17 protein-coding genes are annotated in these 16,639 nt (G+C 49.2%); all 17 read right to left on the reverse strand.

Annotated features, from left to right (window positions below; genetic code table 11):
• Window positions 1-312: 312 nt before the first annotated feature.
• The 17 genes from PLA01S_RS00005 to PLA01S_RS00085 all read right to left on the reverse strand — a co-directional run bounded on the left by PLA01S_RS00005 (window position 313) and on the right by PLA01S_RS00085 (window position 16,604).
• Window positions 313-2,046, reverse strand: coding sequence for a LysM peptidoglycan-binding domain-containing protein (locus PLA01S_RS00005; RefSeq protein ID WP_127589503.1), 1,734 nt, complete (start codon window positions 2,044-2,046; stop codon window positions 313-315).
• Window positions 2,047-2,209: 163 nt separating this feature from the next.
• A complete protein-coding gene (gene ilvE, locus PLA01S_RS00010; RefSeq protein WP_127589504.1) occupies window positions 2,210-3,094 on the reverse strand; it encodes a branched-chain-amino-acid transaminase in 885 nt (294 codons plus the stop codon).
• Entirely contained in the window at window positions 3,095-3,982 is an 888-nt protein-coding gene (gene pheA, locus PLA01S_RS00015; protein ID WP_127589505.1) for a prephenate dehydratase, read from the reverse strand.
• Window positions 3,979-4,947 (reverse strand): homoserine kinase, encoded by a 969-nt coding sequence (gene thrB, locus PLA01S_RS00020; protein ID WP_127589506.1) that lies wholly within the window; start codon window positions 4,945-4,947, stop codon window positions 3,979-3,981. Before thrB ends, pheA begins: the two co-directional genes overlap by 4 nt.
• The gene (gene thrC, locus PLA01S_RS00025) at window positions 4,944-6,017 is read right to left on the reverse strand and encodes a threonine synthase (protein ID WP_076323143.1); all 1,074 of its coding nucleotides are present in this window, start codon (window positions 6,015-6,017) and stop codon (window positions 4,944-4,946) included. The genes thrB and thrC overlap by 4 nt, the downstream gene beginning before the upstream one ends.
• 62 nt (window positions 6,018-6,079) lie before the next feature.
• The gene (locus PLA01S_RS00030) at window positions 6,080-7,366 is read right to left on the reverse strand and encodes a homoserine dehydrogenase (protein ID WP_100540825.1); all 1,287 of its coding nucleotides are present in this window, start codon (window positions 7,364-7,366) and stop codon (window positions 6,080-6,082) included.
• Window positions 7,367-7,420: 54 nt separating this feature from the next.
• Complete coding sequence (gene thrR / locus PLA01S_RS00035) at window positions 7,421-7,858, reverse strand: transcriptional regulator ThrR (RefSeq protein WP_009594028.1); 438 nt, start codon at window positions 7,856-7,858, stop codon at window positions 7,421-7,423.
• 276 nt (window positions 7,859-8,134) lie between these two features.
• Entirely contained in the window at window positions 8,135-8,788 is a 654-nt protein-coding gene (locus PLA01S_RS00040; protein ID WP_127589507.1) for a hypothetical protein, read from the reverse strand.
• Between the two features lie 45 nt (window positions 8,789-8,833).
• Entirely contained in the window at window positions 8,834-9,586 is a 753-nt protein-coding gene (locus PLA01S_RS00045; protein WP_127589508.1) for a hypothetical protein, read from the reverse strand.
• Window positions 9,587-9,610: 24 nt separating this feature from the next.
• Window positions 9,611-10,369 (reverse strand): hypothetical protein, encoded by a 759-nt coding sequence (locus tag PLA01S_RS00050; RefSeq protein WP_127589509.1) that lies wholly within the window; start codon window positions 10,367-10,369, stop codon window positions 9,611-9,613.
• Window positions 10,370-10,389: 20 nt separating this feature from the next.
• A complete protein-coding gene (locus PLA01S_RS00055) occupies window positions 10,390-11,697 on the reverse strand; it encodes an SPFH domain-containing protein (RefSeq protein WP_127589510.1) in 1,308 nt (435 codons plus the stop codon).
• 289 nt (window positions 11,698-11,986) lie between these two features.
• On the reverse strand, window positions 11,987-13,297 hold the full coding sequence (gene obgE, locus PLA01S_RS00060) for a GTPase ObgE (protein WP_127589511.1): 1,311 nt from the start codon (window positions 13,295-13,297) through the stop codon (window positions 11,987-11,989).
• Window positions 13,298-13,310: 13 nt separating this feature from the next.
• Window positions 13,311-14,051, reverse strand: a complete 741-nt coding sequence (locus PLA01S_RS32325) for a Spo0B domain-containing protein (protein WP_246059255.1) — start codon at window positions 14,049-14,051, stop codon at window positions 13,311-13,313.
• Window positions 14,052-14,220: 169 nt separating this feature from the next.
• Window positions 14,221-14,532: a 50S ribosomal protein L27 gene (gene rpmA, locus PLA01S_RS00070; RefSeq protein ID WP_015734021.1), complete on the reverse strand. Its 312-nt coding sequence runs from the start codon at window positions 14,530-14,532 to the stop codon at window positions 14,221-14,223.
• 17 nt (window positions 14,533-14,549) lie between these two features.
• Window positions 14,550-14,882 (reverse strand): ribosomal-processing cysteine protease Prp, encoded by a 333-nt coding sequence (locus PLA01S_RS00075; RefSeq protein WP_076323135.1) that lies wholly within the window; start codon window positions 14,880-14,882, stop codon window positions 14,550-14,552.
• Between the two features lie 13 nt (window positions 14,883-14,895).
• Window positions 14,896-15,207 carry a 50S ribosomal protein L21 gene (gene rplU / locus PLA01S_RS00080; RefSeq protein WP_006208810.1) on the reverse strand — a complete coding sequence of 104 codons (312 nt, stop codon included), beginning with the start codon at window positions 15,205-15,207 and terminating at the stop codon, window positions 14,896-14,898.
• A gap of 161 nt (window positions 15,208-15,368) precedes the next feature.
• The gene (locus PLA01S_RS00085) at window positions 15,369-16,604 is read right to left on the reverse strand and encodes an Rne/Rng family ribonuclease (protein ID WP_127589512.1); all 1,236 of its coding nucleotides are present in this window, start codon (window positions 16,602-16,604) and stop codon (window positions 15,369-15,371) included.
• Between the last annotated feature and the right edge of the window lie 35 nt (window positions 16,605-16,639).

Raw genomic sequence — 16,639 nt, forward strand, 5'->3', positions numbered from 1 at the left:
TATATCATGTTTATTTCGATAATGCAAGAGGTTTTTTTAGAAAGTTTTTTAAGTTCTTCTTAAGTTCTTCATTACTTTCGGTTTACCTCTATCCCATCGCATCTTGCTTATCGCGACTGGATTTATAATGTATCATATTTCTCGATTCGATAGCAATACATAATTTCTTCCAAATGGTGTTTCTTTTATAAATGGCGGTTAGCAGTATTACATTACAGTAGATTCATAGACAGTATGTCAGGCGAGCATACAAAAGGGACCAAGATGAGGTCCCTTTTGTTTAGCTATAACCAGGCTTTCATTGATGATGTCTTAACCCTTGATCCAGGGATTGTGGCGCTTGCCTTTTGGTGAGGCTTGAGGCTTGCGTGATTTCTTGGCTGCCGTTCTTGTTTTATTAGCTTGCTGACGATGGACTTTGGCCCGCTCCTTGGCATTCTCTTCAATGGTGGTATCTCTGGATGCGGAAGGTTCCGTATCGTTCTCAACTTCACTGCTGACCGACATATTGGATTGCTTCACTTCGAATGAAGCCGACGGATTGAATGCCGAATCGAACTGCTGGTCATTTTGCCGATCATTCCAGTTTTGTTCATATGGATTTACAAATGGAGGATATGCTCCTTGAGTTCCCATGTGTGCGGACGGATAGCCGTATGCCCCAGCATTGTAGTCCATTCCACCCTGCCACGGTTGATACGGTACCGCCATGTCTGGTGCATACTGATAATGCCCGTGCTGCGGCATGTTATAGTGCGGACTCACTTCTCCCCCGTGGCACCCGCAAGGAGATGGAACATAACCGTATGTCGCCGCTGTATGATGATGCTCAGGATATGGATGGTAATCGGAACCCATATTCCCTGTATATGATTCCGTGATCGAGAACTGGGAATATTCCAAGCTCATGGGCTGTTCAGAAACACCCGGATATCCTGAAACTACATTTCCCCAGCCTTCATTGTAGGAAACAGGCATCGCTTCCTGCGGTATATGGTGGTACGGATGGATGGCTGTGCCGTAATCGGCACCATGCCAATGTTTAGGTTCATGGCAACCACATGGTTCTTCATGAAACCCGCCGTATGGAGGCATCATAAATGCAGGCGCTTCTTTAAAAGGAAATTCCGGACACGGATGCGGCATCATATGAAGTGGCATCTCCGCAAAAGGCGGACATGGTTCGGCCATGGAATGGATTGGGTGAGGTAACGGCATGGTTTTGACAGGGTACATAAACTCCGGCTCTATTGGTTTATATGGCGGGTTGTACTCTGGTTTGAATTCCGGTTTGAATTCAGGTTTAAATTCCGGTTTAAATTCCGGTTTGAAATCAGGCATGATTACGGGCTTTTTAAAATCCGGCATGACATCCGGTTTCTTTACTTCTGGCAGGATCTCTGGTTTCTTGACTTCCGGTAGAACGATCGGCTTCTTGATTTCAGGTAAAATCTCCGGTTTGTACTCCGGTTCGAATTTCTTAGGCTCCTCGGGAAAAGGCGAAATCTCAGGAAGTTTCGGCAAAATCGGCGGCTCGGGCTCCTTAACTTCAGGAACAACCGGAGGCTGCTCGATCGGCGCTGTGATTTCTTCCTTTACTCCGGTGTAATCCTTGCTGCCCGGCTTCTTCTTGCCCGGGGTAGAACCACTGCCACTGCCACTACCACTGCTCATTGAAACCCCGTCATCTGCGCCAGACTCCGCATATACGCCTGATGAAGGGATGTTCACGACTTCTCCCACCAGCAGGGCATTCGGATTTTTAAGCTGCGGATTGGCATCAATGATTTCCTTCAATGTTACTCCCCATGCCTTCGACAATTTCCAGAGGGAGTCCCCCTGCTTTACCGTATGCTTATGGATAATGGGTTGGCTGCCGCCTGGTACCGGAACAGGCTCTGTCGGTACTTTGATTTTGGTACCGACATCGAGCTTATTCGGATCCACCAGCTGTGGATTGGCATCGATGATTTTCGCTAAAGGAACGTCGTATTTTTGGGACAGCTCATATAGGGTGTCGCCTTCCTTGACGATGTGTATCTTCACGCCGCTAAAACCTCCTACACTCTTCTAGGCGTCATGTAATTCGCCCGCTTTCGTTACTACATCCTATGCACGGAATAGGCGATTGACATCCCTCTGGGCAAAAAAAATCCTTTCATCGACATGAAAGGATTGTTTAAGTCGTTTATTTAGCTGTCCTTAAATATTAGGATTCCCACACTTTATAGCCGTCTTGATCCACAATTTTGCGGAATTCCTCGAGCAATTGAAGCGTAATTGGACCAGCCTGCCCTTTTCCGATCATCCGTCCGTCAATTTCACGAGCGGCGATGACCTCAGCGGCGGTTCCTGTAAAAAAGACTTCGTCTGCAATATATACGTCATGCATGCTGAAAGGCTCTTCCTTCAATTTAATGGCGAGTTTATCGCATAGATCAATAATCGCCTGACGGGTAATGCCTTCAAGCGCACCAAGGTAGCACGGTGGCGTGGTGACCACGCCGTTTTTCACGATAAAAATATTATCCCCGGAGCCTTCCGTCACATATCCTTGTGCATTCATCATGATCGCTTCATCCGCTCCCGCAAAGTTGGATTGGATCTTCACAAGAATATTGTTCAAATAGTTCAGAGACTTGATTTTCGGATTGAGCGCATCCGGTATGTTACGGCGCTGGGCTACAGATACGGCCTTCAAACCATTGAGATAAGCTTCTTCAGAGTAGATTGCCAGCTGCTCCACAATGATTAACACCGTTGGTTTAGGGCAGCGACGCGGATCCAGACCCAGATTGCCTGCACCTCGGGATACGACGATACGGATGTACCCGTTTCGCATATCGTTGCGTCGAATCGTTTCAGCCATAGCTTCCAGGAGCTCATCATATGCCAGGGGGATGACTAAATCGATGGACTTGGCGGAATCGTACAGCCGATCCAAGTGCTCCTTGCACTTAAAGATGTTGCCGTTATATATCCGAATGCCTTCGAATATGCCGTCTCCGTACAAAAATCCATGGTCAAAAACGGATACTTTCGCATTCTCTTTTGTGACGAATTCTCCATCCAGATAGATCCATTGCTCTGACATTTACTTAACCTCCATTTTCTCACTCTCGTACGCATAGCCCGGGTAAGTACCCAGCACACGAACCAAACATCCCAGCGCTTCAATCTCTCCCATGGCGGCGAGTAATAGCACGGAATCCGCTGCGGCCATGACATCGATATAAAAATAGTAATTACCGAGCTTCTTCTTCGTCGGACGGGATTCGATGCGCGACAGGTTCAGGCGCCGCCATGCAAAAGCGGAAAGCACCTGATGCAGCGCTCCCGGCACATCCTCTGGGAGAGTCACAAGAATGCTGGTCTTGATATGCTCCGGCGAACGGTTGACTGAAATCGGTTCGCGTCCAATCAATACAAACCGGGTGTAATTGTTATCATGGTCGGTAATACGCTCGGCAAGCACGTTTAATTCGTGAGTGGCTGCGCCTAGTGAAGTGCCGATCGCCGCCCATCCCTGGCCGGGATTTTCCTTTACGATCTTAACCCCTTCCGAGGTGCTGCCTACTTGCTCCAACTCAGCCTGTGGTGCAGCCTTCGCGAGGAACTGACGGCACTGGGCCGTTGCAACTTGGTGAGACCAAATTTTTTTGATTTTACTGTAATCCATCGTACCGTCAATTGATTGGAACTCGGCAGCATTTCCGATCAGGTTTTGAATGGATGGATAGACCCACTCCACCTGCATCGGCAGATCCACTTCATTGACCAACCAATCCATATGAAGGCTCACGGAGCCTTCGATGGTATTCTCAATCGGGATCACGCTGTAATCGCTTTTTCCTTCTACTGTAGACATAAATACATCAGAGATCAGTTTATGGTGGACAAACTCCACCGGCTCACCGTTAAGGAGATAAAGTATCGCTTCATGAGATACCGATCCTGAGGGCAACAAGGCTATTTTTTTCATGCGGTAACTTCCCCTCTAATCATATCCAAAAAGGATCTATTGTTTATATCATCCAAGAGCTGGACGCCTTCCGCAACTGGATTCAATTGGTAGCACGAAGACGAGATTCCTTCCGCCTTCATCGTCTCCATTAAATACGCGCTCAATTCTTCTACCCGCGAATCGTTCCGATCCACCAACGCAATCATCGTCGGGCCCGCTCCGCTTAGCGCAACACCGAGCGCTCCGTGGCTTGTCGCTTCGGTCAAAATCTTGGTCATCCCTGGCACAAGCGGCACCCGATAGGGCTGGTGAATCCGGTCTTGCATAGCAGCACGAATCAAGTCCAGTCTGCCTGCAGAAAGAGCCGCGGTCATTAAGGAGGATCGACTAATATTATATACAGCATCCGCTAAACTGACCTGGGCGGGCAGCGCTTCCCTTGCTTTGGATGTAGCCAACTCGAAATCGGGAATAACCACGAGCGTTCCGAGGTCGGCTGGAGGTTCAATGCGGATATAATCCGCATGGGCTCCGTCCCATACAGCCGTAATAATCCCTCCAAATAAAGAAGCCCCTACATTATCCGGGTGCTTCTCAAGATCCGTCGCCATGTCAAAAAGCTTGGAATCGGGCAGCGGCGAACCGATCAGCCCATTAGCAGCCGCCAGCGCCCCTACAATGGCCGATGCACTGCTGCCAAGGCCGCGGGTAAGCGGAATTTCGGAATACATGGAAATCTCAAGATCAGGAACAGCCTGTCCCGCCTCTTCGAAAACCATCTGAGCCACCTTGTAGATCAGGTTGCTCTTATCGGTCGGCAGACCGCCCATCTCATCACCATGAAGATGGAATGCGGTCCGCTCCGACGCCTTCATCTCGATCCAGGAATACAGAGACAATGCCATGCCGAGTGTATCGAATCCGGGTCCCAAATTAGCCGTACTGGCCGGAACCCTCACCCGGACACCTTGGGACAAACTCATACCCGTGCAGCTCCTTCAAGCTTAGCAATGGCATCCATTACAGCTGATTCCGTATCTGATACGACGAGCGGTTCGGCGTTCACCGTAGAAATGGCGATATTCGGATCCTTGAGCCCATGCCCTGTCAGCACACAGACAACGGACTCTCCACCTTTAAAGTATCCTTCGCGCTTCATTTTATAAACGCCTGCGATGGAGGCAGCCGATCCTGGCTCGGCAAAAATGCCCTCACGCGATGCGATTTTGCGGTATGCTTCCAAAATTTCTTCATCCGTCACGTAGTTAATCTGTCCACCGGATTCCTCTGCGGCGGCAACCGCGGTTTTCCAGCTGGCCGGGTTCCCGATACGGATGGCAGTCGCTACCGTTTCCGGATTCGCGATAGGCTCTCCCTTCACGATCGCCATAGCACCTTCCGCTTCAAATCCAAGCATTTTCGGAAGTGAAGATGATTTGCCCGCAGCATGGTACTCTTTAAATCCTTTCCAGTAAGCGGAGATGTTCCCCGCATTGCCGACCGGAATCGCCAGCACGTCCGGAGCTTTCCCCAACTGGTCAACGACTTCGAATGCAGCCGTCTTCTGGCCTTCGATTCGATAGGGATTCACGGAGTTCACAAGCGCAATCGGATGCTTCGCCGTAATCTCGCGTACGATTTCCAGTGCGCGGTCAAAATTGCCCTCGATCGCAATGACCTTCGCTCCGTAGATCATCGCCTGGGCGAGCTTGCCGAGCGCAATATTATTGTTCGGAATGATAACGATACAATTTAATCCGCCACGAGCGGCATAAGCAGCTGCTGCTGCAGAAGTATTACCCGTTGAAGCGCACATAATGGTACGGCTTCCCTCTTCCATTGCTTTCGCTACGGCCATCACCATTCCGCGGTCTTTAAATGAACCCGTTGGATTAAGTCCTTCAAATTTGAAATGCAGATCAATTCCGAGCTCTTCGGATAGATTCACAGCTTTGATCAAGGGGGTGTTCCCTTCCTTAAGCGTTAGAAGCGGAGTACGCTCATTCACCGGCAAATATTCTCTGTAGGTTTGAAGCAATCCTTCATACGGCATCTCTCATGTTCTCCTTTTCTTATGAAAAAATTAGTTCGGGTTATTGAATGGATTCTAATCCCTTATCCTTCAACACGGTAAACACTTTTTATCCGGCGAATGACTTCCAGGCCTTCGAAATGATTCAACACTTCATCCATATTGGCTTTGCTCGCATTGTGCGTGACGATGATAATCTCAGCGTCCGGATTATGCTCGTTCGGCTGCTGGACAACGGATTCCAGGCTGACGTTATATTCAGCGAACACTTGCGTAATCTGGGCAAGCACACCTGCCTTATCGTCCACATGCAGCAAAATGAAATTCTTGTACATGATCTGCTCATCGGTTTTGAGTTTCTTCGGTTTGTAAGGAACGATGGCCTTGAGGCCGTTGACGCCGAGCTTCAGATTCTTGATGACGGCAACCAGGTCGGCAACAACGGATGTAGCGGTTGGCATCTCGCCGGCGCCAGCGCCGTAAAACATCGTTTCGCCTACGGCTTCTCCGTATACATAAACCGCGTTAAATACCCCATTCACGGCGGCGATAGGATGTCCATTGCGAACCATCGTAGGCTGAACCGTGATGCTGAACTCATCGTCCTGACGCTCCGCTATACCCAGAAGCTTCATCTCGTAGCCCAAACGCTTCGCATAGGCGATATCTTCTTTGGTCACTTGCGAGATTCCCTTAACGGTTACATCCTGGAGCTCGACGTTCGTTCGGAAGCCGAGTGTGCCGAGAATCGCCATTTTGCGGGCCGCGTCCAATCCTTCCACATCGGAGGTCGGATCGGCTTCTGCATAACCCAGTTCCTGAGCTTCGGCCAGGACATCCTCATACGATGCGCCTTCTTGGCTCATCTTGGTCAGAATGAAGTTGGTTGTACCGTTCACGATCCCCATAATTTTCATGATACGATCCGAGGAGAAGCCTTCAATCAGCGTTCGGATAATGGGAATGCCGCCAGCAACGCTTGCCTCGTAAAACACGTCGCACTGCTTCTCTTGCGCCTTGGCTAATATTTCGGCACCGTGGAGAGCCATCAGATCCTTATTTGCGGTGACGATATGCTTGCCGCGCTCAAGCGCTTCGAGGATATAGGTTTTCGTCTGCTCGATCCCGCCCATCACTTCAACGATGACATCAATCTCCGGATCACGGATGACTGCCCATGGATCTTCCGTCAATTTATTCTGATCCACATTGACACTGCGGTACTTCTCCAAATGTTTGACAGCGATGCGTTCTATCGTAATCGGCGAACCGACCTGGCTGCTCAAATCCTCCTGGTGTCCCTCTACGATGCGGACAACCCCTGTTCCTACGGTTCCTAATCCCAAAAGTCCTACTTTGACCGGTTTCATTAATACACTACCTCCTGTATCCCATCACATAGATATCTATTTATTCGTCATAACTTAACCTTGGCCTATCATCTGCACTCTTCTAACTCCAGCTATTCGCCTCAATCCGTCGAGTAGATCATCCAGCTCCTCATTCAGCCGGGAAACTTCGACGGAAATCACGACATTGGCGATGCCCTGCAGCGGAATGCTCTGATGAATGGTTAACACATTCCCGCCTTCACCCGCTACCAGCCCCAGAACTTCGGACAGCATCCCGGAGCGATGTTCCATATCGATAGAAATCGTTACGATTTCATCACGTTCCAGTTGATTGATGGGGTGGATTCCATCCTTGTACTTATAAAAAGCGCTTCGGCTAAGCCCAACCTGCTCAACAGCTTCATGGACCGTCCTAACGTCTCCCGACGCCAGCAATTTTTTCACTTGCATCGTCTTAACCACAGCCTCGGGAAGGATGTCTTCCCGGACCAAATAGTAGCGTTCCTTCACAAACGTCCTCTCCTCAAAGACTACTGTATTCGTATAGTGGACATTATACTGGATATACCAAGTAAGGGCAATACATAAGTGTCCAGTTTTTTAGATATCCCGATATTTCCTATGTCAACGCTATAGCCTATACTATATCGCAATTCGAATCGGAACACATCGGTATAAACATCAAAATTGTAAATGATGCGCAAGAAAAAGCAGTCTCCGGTATGTGGAGACTGCCAATGAAACAATCATGCTTTCGATTTGAATTCAAACGCTCCGCGGTAAAATCTAAGCAACAATGATCGTGCCGCAGTACTCGCACTCTTTTTCCTCTTGGTGTGAAATCACGGTTCTTGCACCGCAGCCGGAACATTCCACAGACTTCGATCCAATATCCTGTTGAGTCTCAGCAGGTTCCACTGACCCTCTGTGCAATGAAGTGATCATCAGCACACCATTCTCAATCTTCCCAGGAGGAAGCATGCGCTCCTTGATCATAAAGTTCAAATCCCGGATCACATGGGCCTGGGTTTGATTCGCTACAATCGCAATATGATCGATGTAAATCAGACGCCGCTGCAAAACGGCCTCTGCGTAAACTTTCAACAGCTTTCGGAATTTCTTGTCTGCTAGATCAGCAGCAACAAGCAACAGCATGGCAGGAACTAATAGGCACAATGCCATCGCTAAATTGCCGTTTAAGAATTCCTCGCGGGTTTCGCTCCCCAGTGACATGATCAGTGAGGTCATAATGTACGTACCGAACAATACCCATCCGATCAGCCTTGCATTTCTCCCCCTGAAACTATGATGTTGTTGCGTAGGTAATATCCGAAATGCAGCAATGATCAAAGCTAATGGAAAAAACACATACGTCAGACCAATAATAAAATAATCGAATTTTGAAAATTGCGATTTAAAAGGCTTCGCTGGAACGCTCATACCAAGATCTCCTCATTTGTTTCTTAATCAGACGCATGAATAAGGTTAAGCCACAATCACCGAACCGCAATACTCACATTCTTTTTTCTCCAAATGCGTTACGACTGATCTCGCCCCGCAGCCCGGGCATTCCACAGATTTCGGACCAGGATCGGGCGCCGCTTCGTTTCGGGTTATTGGCGTTGGTTCAGCCGCAACATCACCTAGTGAATACTGCACTCGCTGGCCGCTGCGCGAAACAAATTCCCCTTGCAATGGGGAATGGGATCTCCTCTTCAAGGACGGGATGATGACAACACCGTTGTCCAGCTTTCCGCTTGGCAGCATACGCCGTTCAAACATGAACGTGATATCCCGGACGGCATGTGCCGGCGTTTGTCTTGCCTCTCGAGCGATATGTTCAATCTGGACGAGTCCTCTTTGCAGAATGGCATTCGAATAAAATTGCAGCAAACTGTTGAATTTCTTATCTTCTTTTTTGGCAATCAACAGCATGATGATGGCTGGAACCAGTATAATAACGCCCCACACGATGGAAGCCGAATAGAGGCCGTCGACATCTTTATCATCAATAGTCGCGAGGATCATAAGCAATTCAAAGATTCCATAGGTTATGACCAGAACCCACCCGAAGAGCCGGTTGTTTCTTCCCTTACAGTGATTATGGCGATGGGTGACAAGGACCCGAACAGCCGCCAGCACAATGGCCAGCGGAAAAAACAGAACCGCCAGCGCGATAATGGAATAATCCATTGTTGTGAATTTCTGTTTAAAGCGCTTCAGATCAGACGCTCTCATTTTCTATCCCCTTTATCATCTGCATTAGGTTGATCCCGCTTTTGCTCTCAGAAGTTCCGTGTTGCGATCCTGTACCGTTCTAAGGATGTCGCGGATGATGTGAACGGTTTGCTCTACCAGCTCATCACGTTGTTCCGATTGCGTCTCCCCGATCAGCGCCACTTGGTCCTCCAACATCGCGATCTTTTGCTGGATCATATGCTCCACTTCATATAAAGAGGTGTGTGTGATAGGATCACTATAACGAAGCGTTTCCTCAAGCTCGGCCATCTGCCGGTCTAACGAATGAAGGTTCTCACCGGGCATCTCACCTAGTTTTCTCCGGATCCCCCCGATCCAGGCCACCGTATCTTTCTTAACCGCCAGATGATCACTTTCCTTCCGTTCATGAGCTCCTGCATATTTTCCCGCCAGAGCTACCAATCCCAAAACAACCGAAAACCCCAGAAAGGTTATGAGATGAATCATAAAATACGAAGATTCAGGCAGCTTAAATAAATATCCCAGCAGAATGACCTCCAGCAAAACGGAGACTGCATAGATTACTATAATGACGCCTGAAGCAATATAAAAAGGAGCTCCTGACGAAGCCGCTTTACGCACGTGAATGATAAAACCGATAAAGACGAGAATGGCCGCTTCCGCGCATCCGAGGGCAATGCCCGATATCCAAGAATTCAGCTGATCCATCCCACCGATCAATCCGAACAGAAGGATGGTTACGACCGGAAGCACAACGGCAGCCAGCCATAATCCGTTTCGACTTGTGGTTCTTGTATTCACTCTATTCCCCCGCTTTCACTTCACATCAATTTATGACCGCACTCCATGCAAAACTTCTGGCCCGGTTTGACCTCATGTTGACATCCAGGACATGTAAGCGCGTGGCTTGAACCGCAGTGCGGACAAAACTTGGCTTCCGCATCCACCAACTCACCGCATGCCCGGCAAGGCATAGGCAGCAGTGCACCACAATCCGGACACTCGACAGCACCTGGCGGGTGGTCATGGCCACACTTAGGACATGCATGGTAAGGGTCTCCGCAGTGAAGGCAAAACTTGGCATTCGAAGGCAGAGGCTGCCCGCAATCGTTGCACTGGACGGTTCTCGCCGGTTCGTGCTCCGCTTGTGCCGGAAGCGACTGGCCGCATCCCGAACAGAATCGGGCTTCTTCCCCGTTCCGTGTTCCGCACTTAGTACATGCCTTCTGTTTAATTTGCATATCGTTCTTCTCTTGAGCCTCCGAACTCTCAAACATATGCCGGGCGGTCTCATACATCGGCCCGACCATCCCAAGTCCCATGCCCAGTCCGGTTCCGATGACCGCTGCCGGGCTGCCGGGATTCTTTGCCGCTCCCTCAAGCGTATTAAAGGTTCTTTCCTGATGATAGGTATATCCGATGATGTCCATCTCCGCTTTCTTTGCCAACGCTTCCTTGATTCGAACGGCTGCAGGGTCATTCTCCGGTATGTTGATGGAATCCACATAGAAATTCAGCAGGGTGATCCCCATCTCATCAAATGAAGGCGCAATCGCTTCCATGATATGCTTCGATATTTCCGCTATGTAAGCATTGATCTCCACAACGCTGATTTTTTTGCGAACGATATAGGAGGATATGATTTCCGTAATATTGGACATCAGTACGCCGCGATAATATTTAATCAGTGTGCCCTGGTCAAAAGTCGGCAGCGTACCGACCATGGTTGCCAGAAATTTTCGCGGATCGCTGATCTGTACGCCGAATTGGCCAAAAGCCCGGACCGATACGATGATATTGTATTTCGGATCTTGCAGCTGGATCGGAGAGCTCGTCCCCCATTTCACGTCCAGTGAACGAAGTTTGTTCACAAACCAGACTTCTGCCGTAAAGGGAGACTTCCCGCCGAATGGAAGATTGATCACATTGGATAAAATCGGTATATTCGCCGTACTCAGTGTATGTCTCCCAGCCGAGAAGGAGTCCAGGGCCTGACCGCCCTTATACAGGATTGCCTCCTGTGTCTCATGAACAATAAGCTGAGTCCAAGTGCCTAACTCCTGATTCGGATAACGCCAAGCAAACACATCCGGCGGCCCTTCATATTTTACAACTTCAATAATAGCCATAGTTCTACACTCCTTTTTACGCCGTTCCTTCCATCCTGATGGTCTAGGGAAAAGGACTATTGTACTACTATTGTATACGATTTACCCGATATGTGGATGCAAAATTTGGAAACCTAAATGGAAAAAGGCATATCGGAACAACTTCACAACAGCTTCCATAAACCACTGCGCATATTTACGTGATATCGATTCACGGGGATACAACTGCATTCACGAAAAAAAATACCGCCAAGCCTGCTGTTATACAGACCTTGCGGTATTTTTCTTCAAAATGTATTTCTTTTGCGCATCAATAGTAGCTGCTGCCTTCAACAAATTCAAATTCGAAATCGCCAATCCGTACAATGGTGCCTTCTGTCGCGCCCCGTTTCCGAAGCTCTTCATCGACGCCCATATGACGCATCGTTCTTGCAAGCTTCAGAATAGCATCATGCGAATTCATCTGCATCCGTTTCAGCATCCGCTCAATTCGCTCGCTATGCACCACATACATCTCATTATCCCTAGTGACGGTGAAGGAGTTGTCGTTTTGTGCTTTGAATTTATAAACCTTACGCTCGGAAACCTCGGATACTTCTTCAATGGCAGGCTCATCCGGAATGCTTTCGAGCACATCGATCGTGCGGTAAAGAAGTTCCTGGATACCCTGTCGAGTCAGGGAGGAAATCGGCATCACCTCGATGTCCGGACGAATCTCTTTCACCTTCTCTTTGAAGGCTGCTAAATACTCTTCGGCCTCCGGCATGTCCATTTTATTGGCGGCTACGATTTGCGGCCGTTCGACTAGAACCGGGTTGTAAAGCCTGATTTCATCATTGATTTTTTCCCAGTCCTCAAACGGATCTCTTCCTTCCGTGCCTGCCATATCCACAACATGGACAATGACGCGTGTTCTTTCCACGTGCCGGAGGAATTCGTGACCAAGTCCCACGCCTTCATGAGCACCCTCAATCAGACCAGGCAAGTCAGCCATGACGAAACTGCGCCCGTCTCCAACCTCAACCACTCCCAAATTCGGCGTTATGGTCGTAAAGTGGTACGCGCCGATCTTCGGCTGAGCTGCAGATACAACGGACAACAAGGTTGATTTGCCTACGCTTGGAAACCCGACGAGACCTACATCAGCCATCACTTTAAGTTCCATGGTTACGTAACGCTCTTCGCCTTCCTCGCCGTTCTCGGCAAGTTCAGGCGCCGGATTGTTCGGCGTGGCAAAGCGGATATTTCCGCGTCCTCCACGGCCTCCTCTGGCAACAACAACCTGTTGACCGTGCCGGGTCAAATCGCCAATCACCTCACCGGTATCATCATCCGTTAAGACGGTACCCGGCGGGATACGGACAATCATGCTATCCGCATTGGCGCCATGCTGACTTTTATTGCGGCCTTTTTCCCCGCGCTTGGCTTTAAAATGCTTCTGGTAACGGAAATCCATCAACGTGCGCAGTCCTTCGTCCACCCGGAAAATCACGTCGCCGCCCTTACCGCCGTCACCGCCGGCAGGTCCGCCTTCAGGAACGTATTTCTCTCGACGGAACGCAATGAGACCATCGCCGCCGTCTCCGCCTTTTACATATACTTTTGCCTTATCTACAAACATGAAATCACCTTCCTCAAGTCACAAACGGCAAATACAAACGATACGAGGTCTCCCCCGGCTCCGTCTGCTCCACCCGAATGCCTTCGCCTTTTACGGATTGTTCAATCTGAAGCTTCAAGCTGTCCGGGTCTCCAAAGGATCCTTCTCCTTGTGCCCATACCATCAGCTCTTGTTCTTGCTGCATAAATGTTAATGTTAATTGCCGGGTATCCCCCCAGGACGCTTTTCCGCTCAATTGAAAGGCTCTCACCGTTTGAATGATGGCTTCGGTAAAAGAATCCGCCGTTTGTGGCGATACTTTGTCTTCCAGTTGCACCTGGTCCACAACTTCAACGTCGAGCTGCAGATTGTTGCTGTACGTGCGGTATGAATGTAAATAAAAAACCAGCGAAGGAATGCCCAGCTTCGAGATTCTGCTCTCCGTCGCCATCCTGTCCTTTATTCTTTCCACAGAACCCACTGTTTTATCAAGCTTTCCAAGTTGAATGTAGCCGTACAAAATTTGAAGCTCATTCATCCAATCATGACGATGGTGATTCAGCATCTGAATCGCCCTCTGCTCCACATTCCGAATGATGGCTTGCTGCCTGCGCTCCTCCGATTTTCGGACAAGCCATGCACCGCAGGCAGACGCAGCGACAGCCCAAACCGTTAACACTGCTCCTGCAGCCAAAGTCGGTTTCCATACCATCCATGCTACGGGTATTACGGAGGTTAACCCCGCCCCAGCCGCTATCCATTTCCAGGATTTCATCGCTTCTCCTCGTCTTTCAACAGCAATTGGTTACATTCACCAAATCCCAGTATATCATAGACTTTCAGGACGGTTCATCCCCTGGATGATGATCTTTGCGCATTTTACAAAAAAAGAAGCCCCGGCAACGATGCCGAAAGGCTTCTTCTGTATGCAGCATAAGAAACGATTAAGCTTCTACTGCAGCCGCTACTGGAGCGACATCAACCGGGTAGACGCTCACTTTCTTGCGATCACGACCCCAACGTTCAAATTTCACAACGCCGTCAACTTTCGCAAACAAAGTATCGTCTTTACCGATACCTACGTTCGTGCCTGGATGAATTTTCGTTCCGCGTTGGCGAACCAAGATGCTGCCGCCAGTCACTGCTTGACCGTCTGCACGTTTCACACCAAGACGTTTCGATTCGCTATCGCGACCGTTCTTTGTGGAACCTACACCTTTTTTCGATGCGAATAACTGAAGATCCAATTTCAACATGTTGTCTACCTCCTTCTTCAAGTAGTCAATTCTTGTATTCTTATATACTTGCCGTATGAATCAGCAATTCCCTGTAACATAACAACCATGGATTCGAGAAGCAATTGAACTTGTCCCGAGACGGAATCGTCTGCCGTAGGCGGAAGATTCGCGCTAAGAAAGCCGCCCTTCATCCGGGTCTCCATAACGGTTCCGGTTAACGCTTCGATGGAATTGACCGTTCCCACTGTAATGCTGGAAACTCCAGCACATACAATATCTTCTCCAGGATTGGCATATCCCGCGTGTCCCGTTACCTTGAAGCTATGGATCCGTCCATCTCCCCCGCGCAAAACTTGTACAGTAATCAATTACCGCACCTACTTACGCTTGGATTTTCTCGATGGTTACTTTAGTGTAAGGTTGACGATGACCTTGCTTCTTGTGGTAGTTCTTCTTCGGCTTGTATTTGTATACAACGACCTTACGGCCTTTACCGTGCTTCTCTACCTTTGCAGTTACAGTCGCACCGGAAACAACCGGCGTACCTGCTACCAACCCGTCCTCTTTGGATACGGCCAGTACACGGTCGAAAGTCACGCTCTCGCCGTCACCTGCAGTCAGCTTCTCGATGAACAATACGTCGCCCTCTTGAACTTTGTATTGTTTACCACCTGTTTCGATAATAGCGTACATTTGCTTGCACCTCCCTATGTCTCAGACTCGCCTAGTTCAAGGTGTCCGTCCCGAACAGGAACGTCCTTGCTAACCCAACCGGAGCGGTTACAGCATGTGCAGCAAACCTTCACTAGACACATACCTAATGATAATATCATATTCCATGTTCATCGTCAACATTATTGTTCGATAGCAATGCCTCTGCCCCCGCAAGCTCTGCAAGGCTTGGCAAATGGGAGCGAAGAGCTCTCTCTGGCTTTTTTGCGGGTCATTTCAAGCAGTCCCAGCTTGGTCCAACCCACCACAAAGCTCTTGGTGCGGTCCTTGCGCATCACAGTCTCCATGGCAGAAACAACCTGCTCCCGGTGCTCTTCACGATCCATATCGATGAAATCCACGATGATAATGCCTCCGATATCCCAGAGCCGCAGGATTCTTGCAATCTGCTGCGCCGCCAGAAGGTTTGTCCTCAGTACCGTTTCCTCGAAATTATCCCCACCGATATATTTGGCTGTGTTCACATCCATGACGGTCATGGCTTCCGTCTGATCTACAACGATGGTTACACCCTCGGGAAGCGTGATTTTCCTTGCAAAGCCGGCTCTCATCTGCTCGTCCAACCCGTAAGCTTGAAAAATCGGACTTCCTTCCAAGTAATATGTAACCTTTGGCTCCATACCAGGAACGGTTTCCTTCAGATAGCTCTTGGTTTCCTCGCCTTTAAGCTTGCTGTCGATCACAAGTTCGTCATGGAGCGGATCAAAGGCATCGCGGAGAAATCGCTGCAGCAGACCTAAATCGCGATGAAGAAGCGTCGGAGCAGAAGAAGATTCGGCCTTGTCGAGAATTCGTGCCCACTCTTTTCGCAGATACTCAAGATCTCCCTTAAGGAATTCTAGAGGCTCGTCCTCCGATACGGTTCGGATAATGATTCCCTCTTCGTCTGTGCGGAGCTGCTCGCCGATACTCTTCAGCCTTGCTCTTTCCGCATCACGTCCGATTTTCTTGGAGACGGCAACATAATCCGCAGTCGGCATGTACACCATGCATCTGCCAGGAAGCGAGAAATGGGTAGTGACCCGTGCCCCCTTGCCGCCTCTCGGTTCCTTCATCACTTGCACGATCAGTTCCTGGCCTACCGTTAGCAGCACCGAGATGGACGGCTTCTGCTTGGGCTGCTTCTCTAAATGAGGATGGAGAACATCATCAATATATAAAAATGCATTCTTTTTCAGCCCGATATCTACAAAAGCCGCCTGCATCCCCGGCAGCACATTAACAACCCTGCCCTTATAAAAACTACCGACTACACTTTGCTCACGACTACGCTCAACGGCGAATTCTGCTAACCTCCCATCTTCGATGAGGGCCATCTGAATGGTCTCATGCTCACAATGAACTATCATTTGCCTCATGGCTTCACCCCTCAAATGGAAGACGATATTCTATT

It is taken from the genome of Paenibacillus lautus NBRC 15380 (assembly GCF_004000945.1).
GTDB classification, from domain to species: domain Bacteria; phylum Bacillota; class Bacilli; order Paenibacillales; family Paenibacillaceae; genus Paenibacillus_AQ; species Paenibacillus_AQ lautus.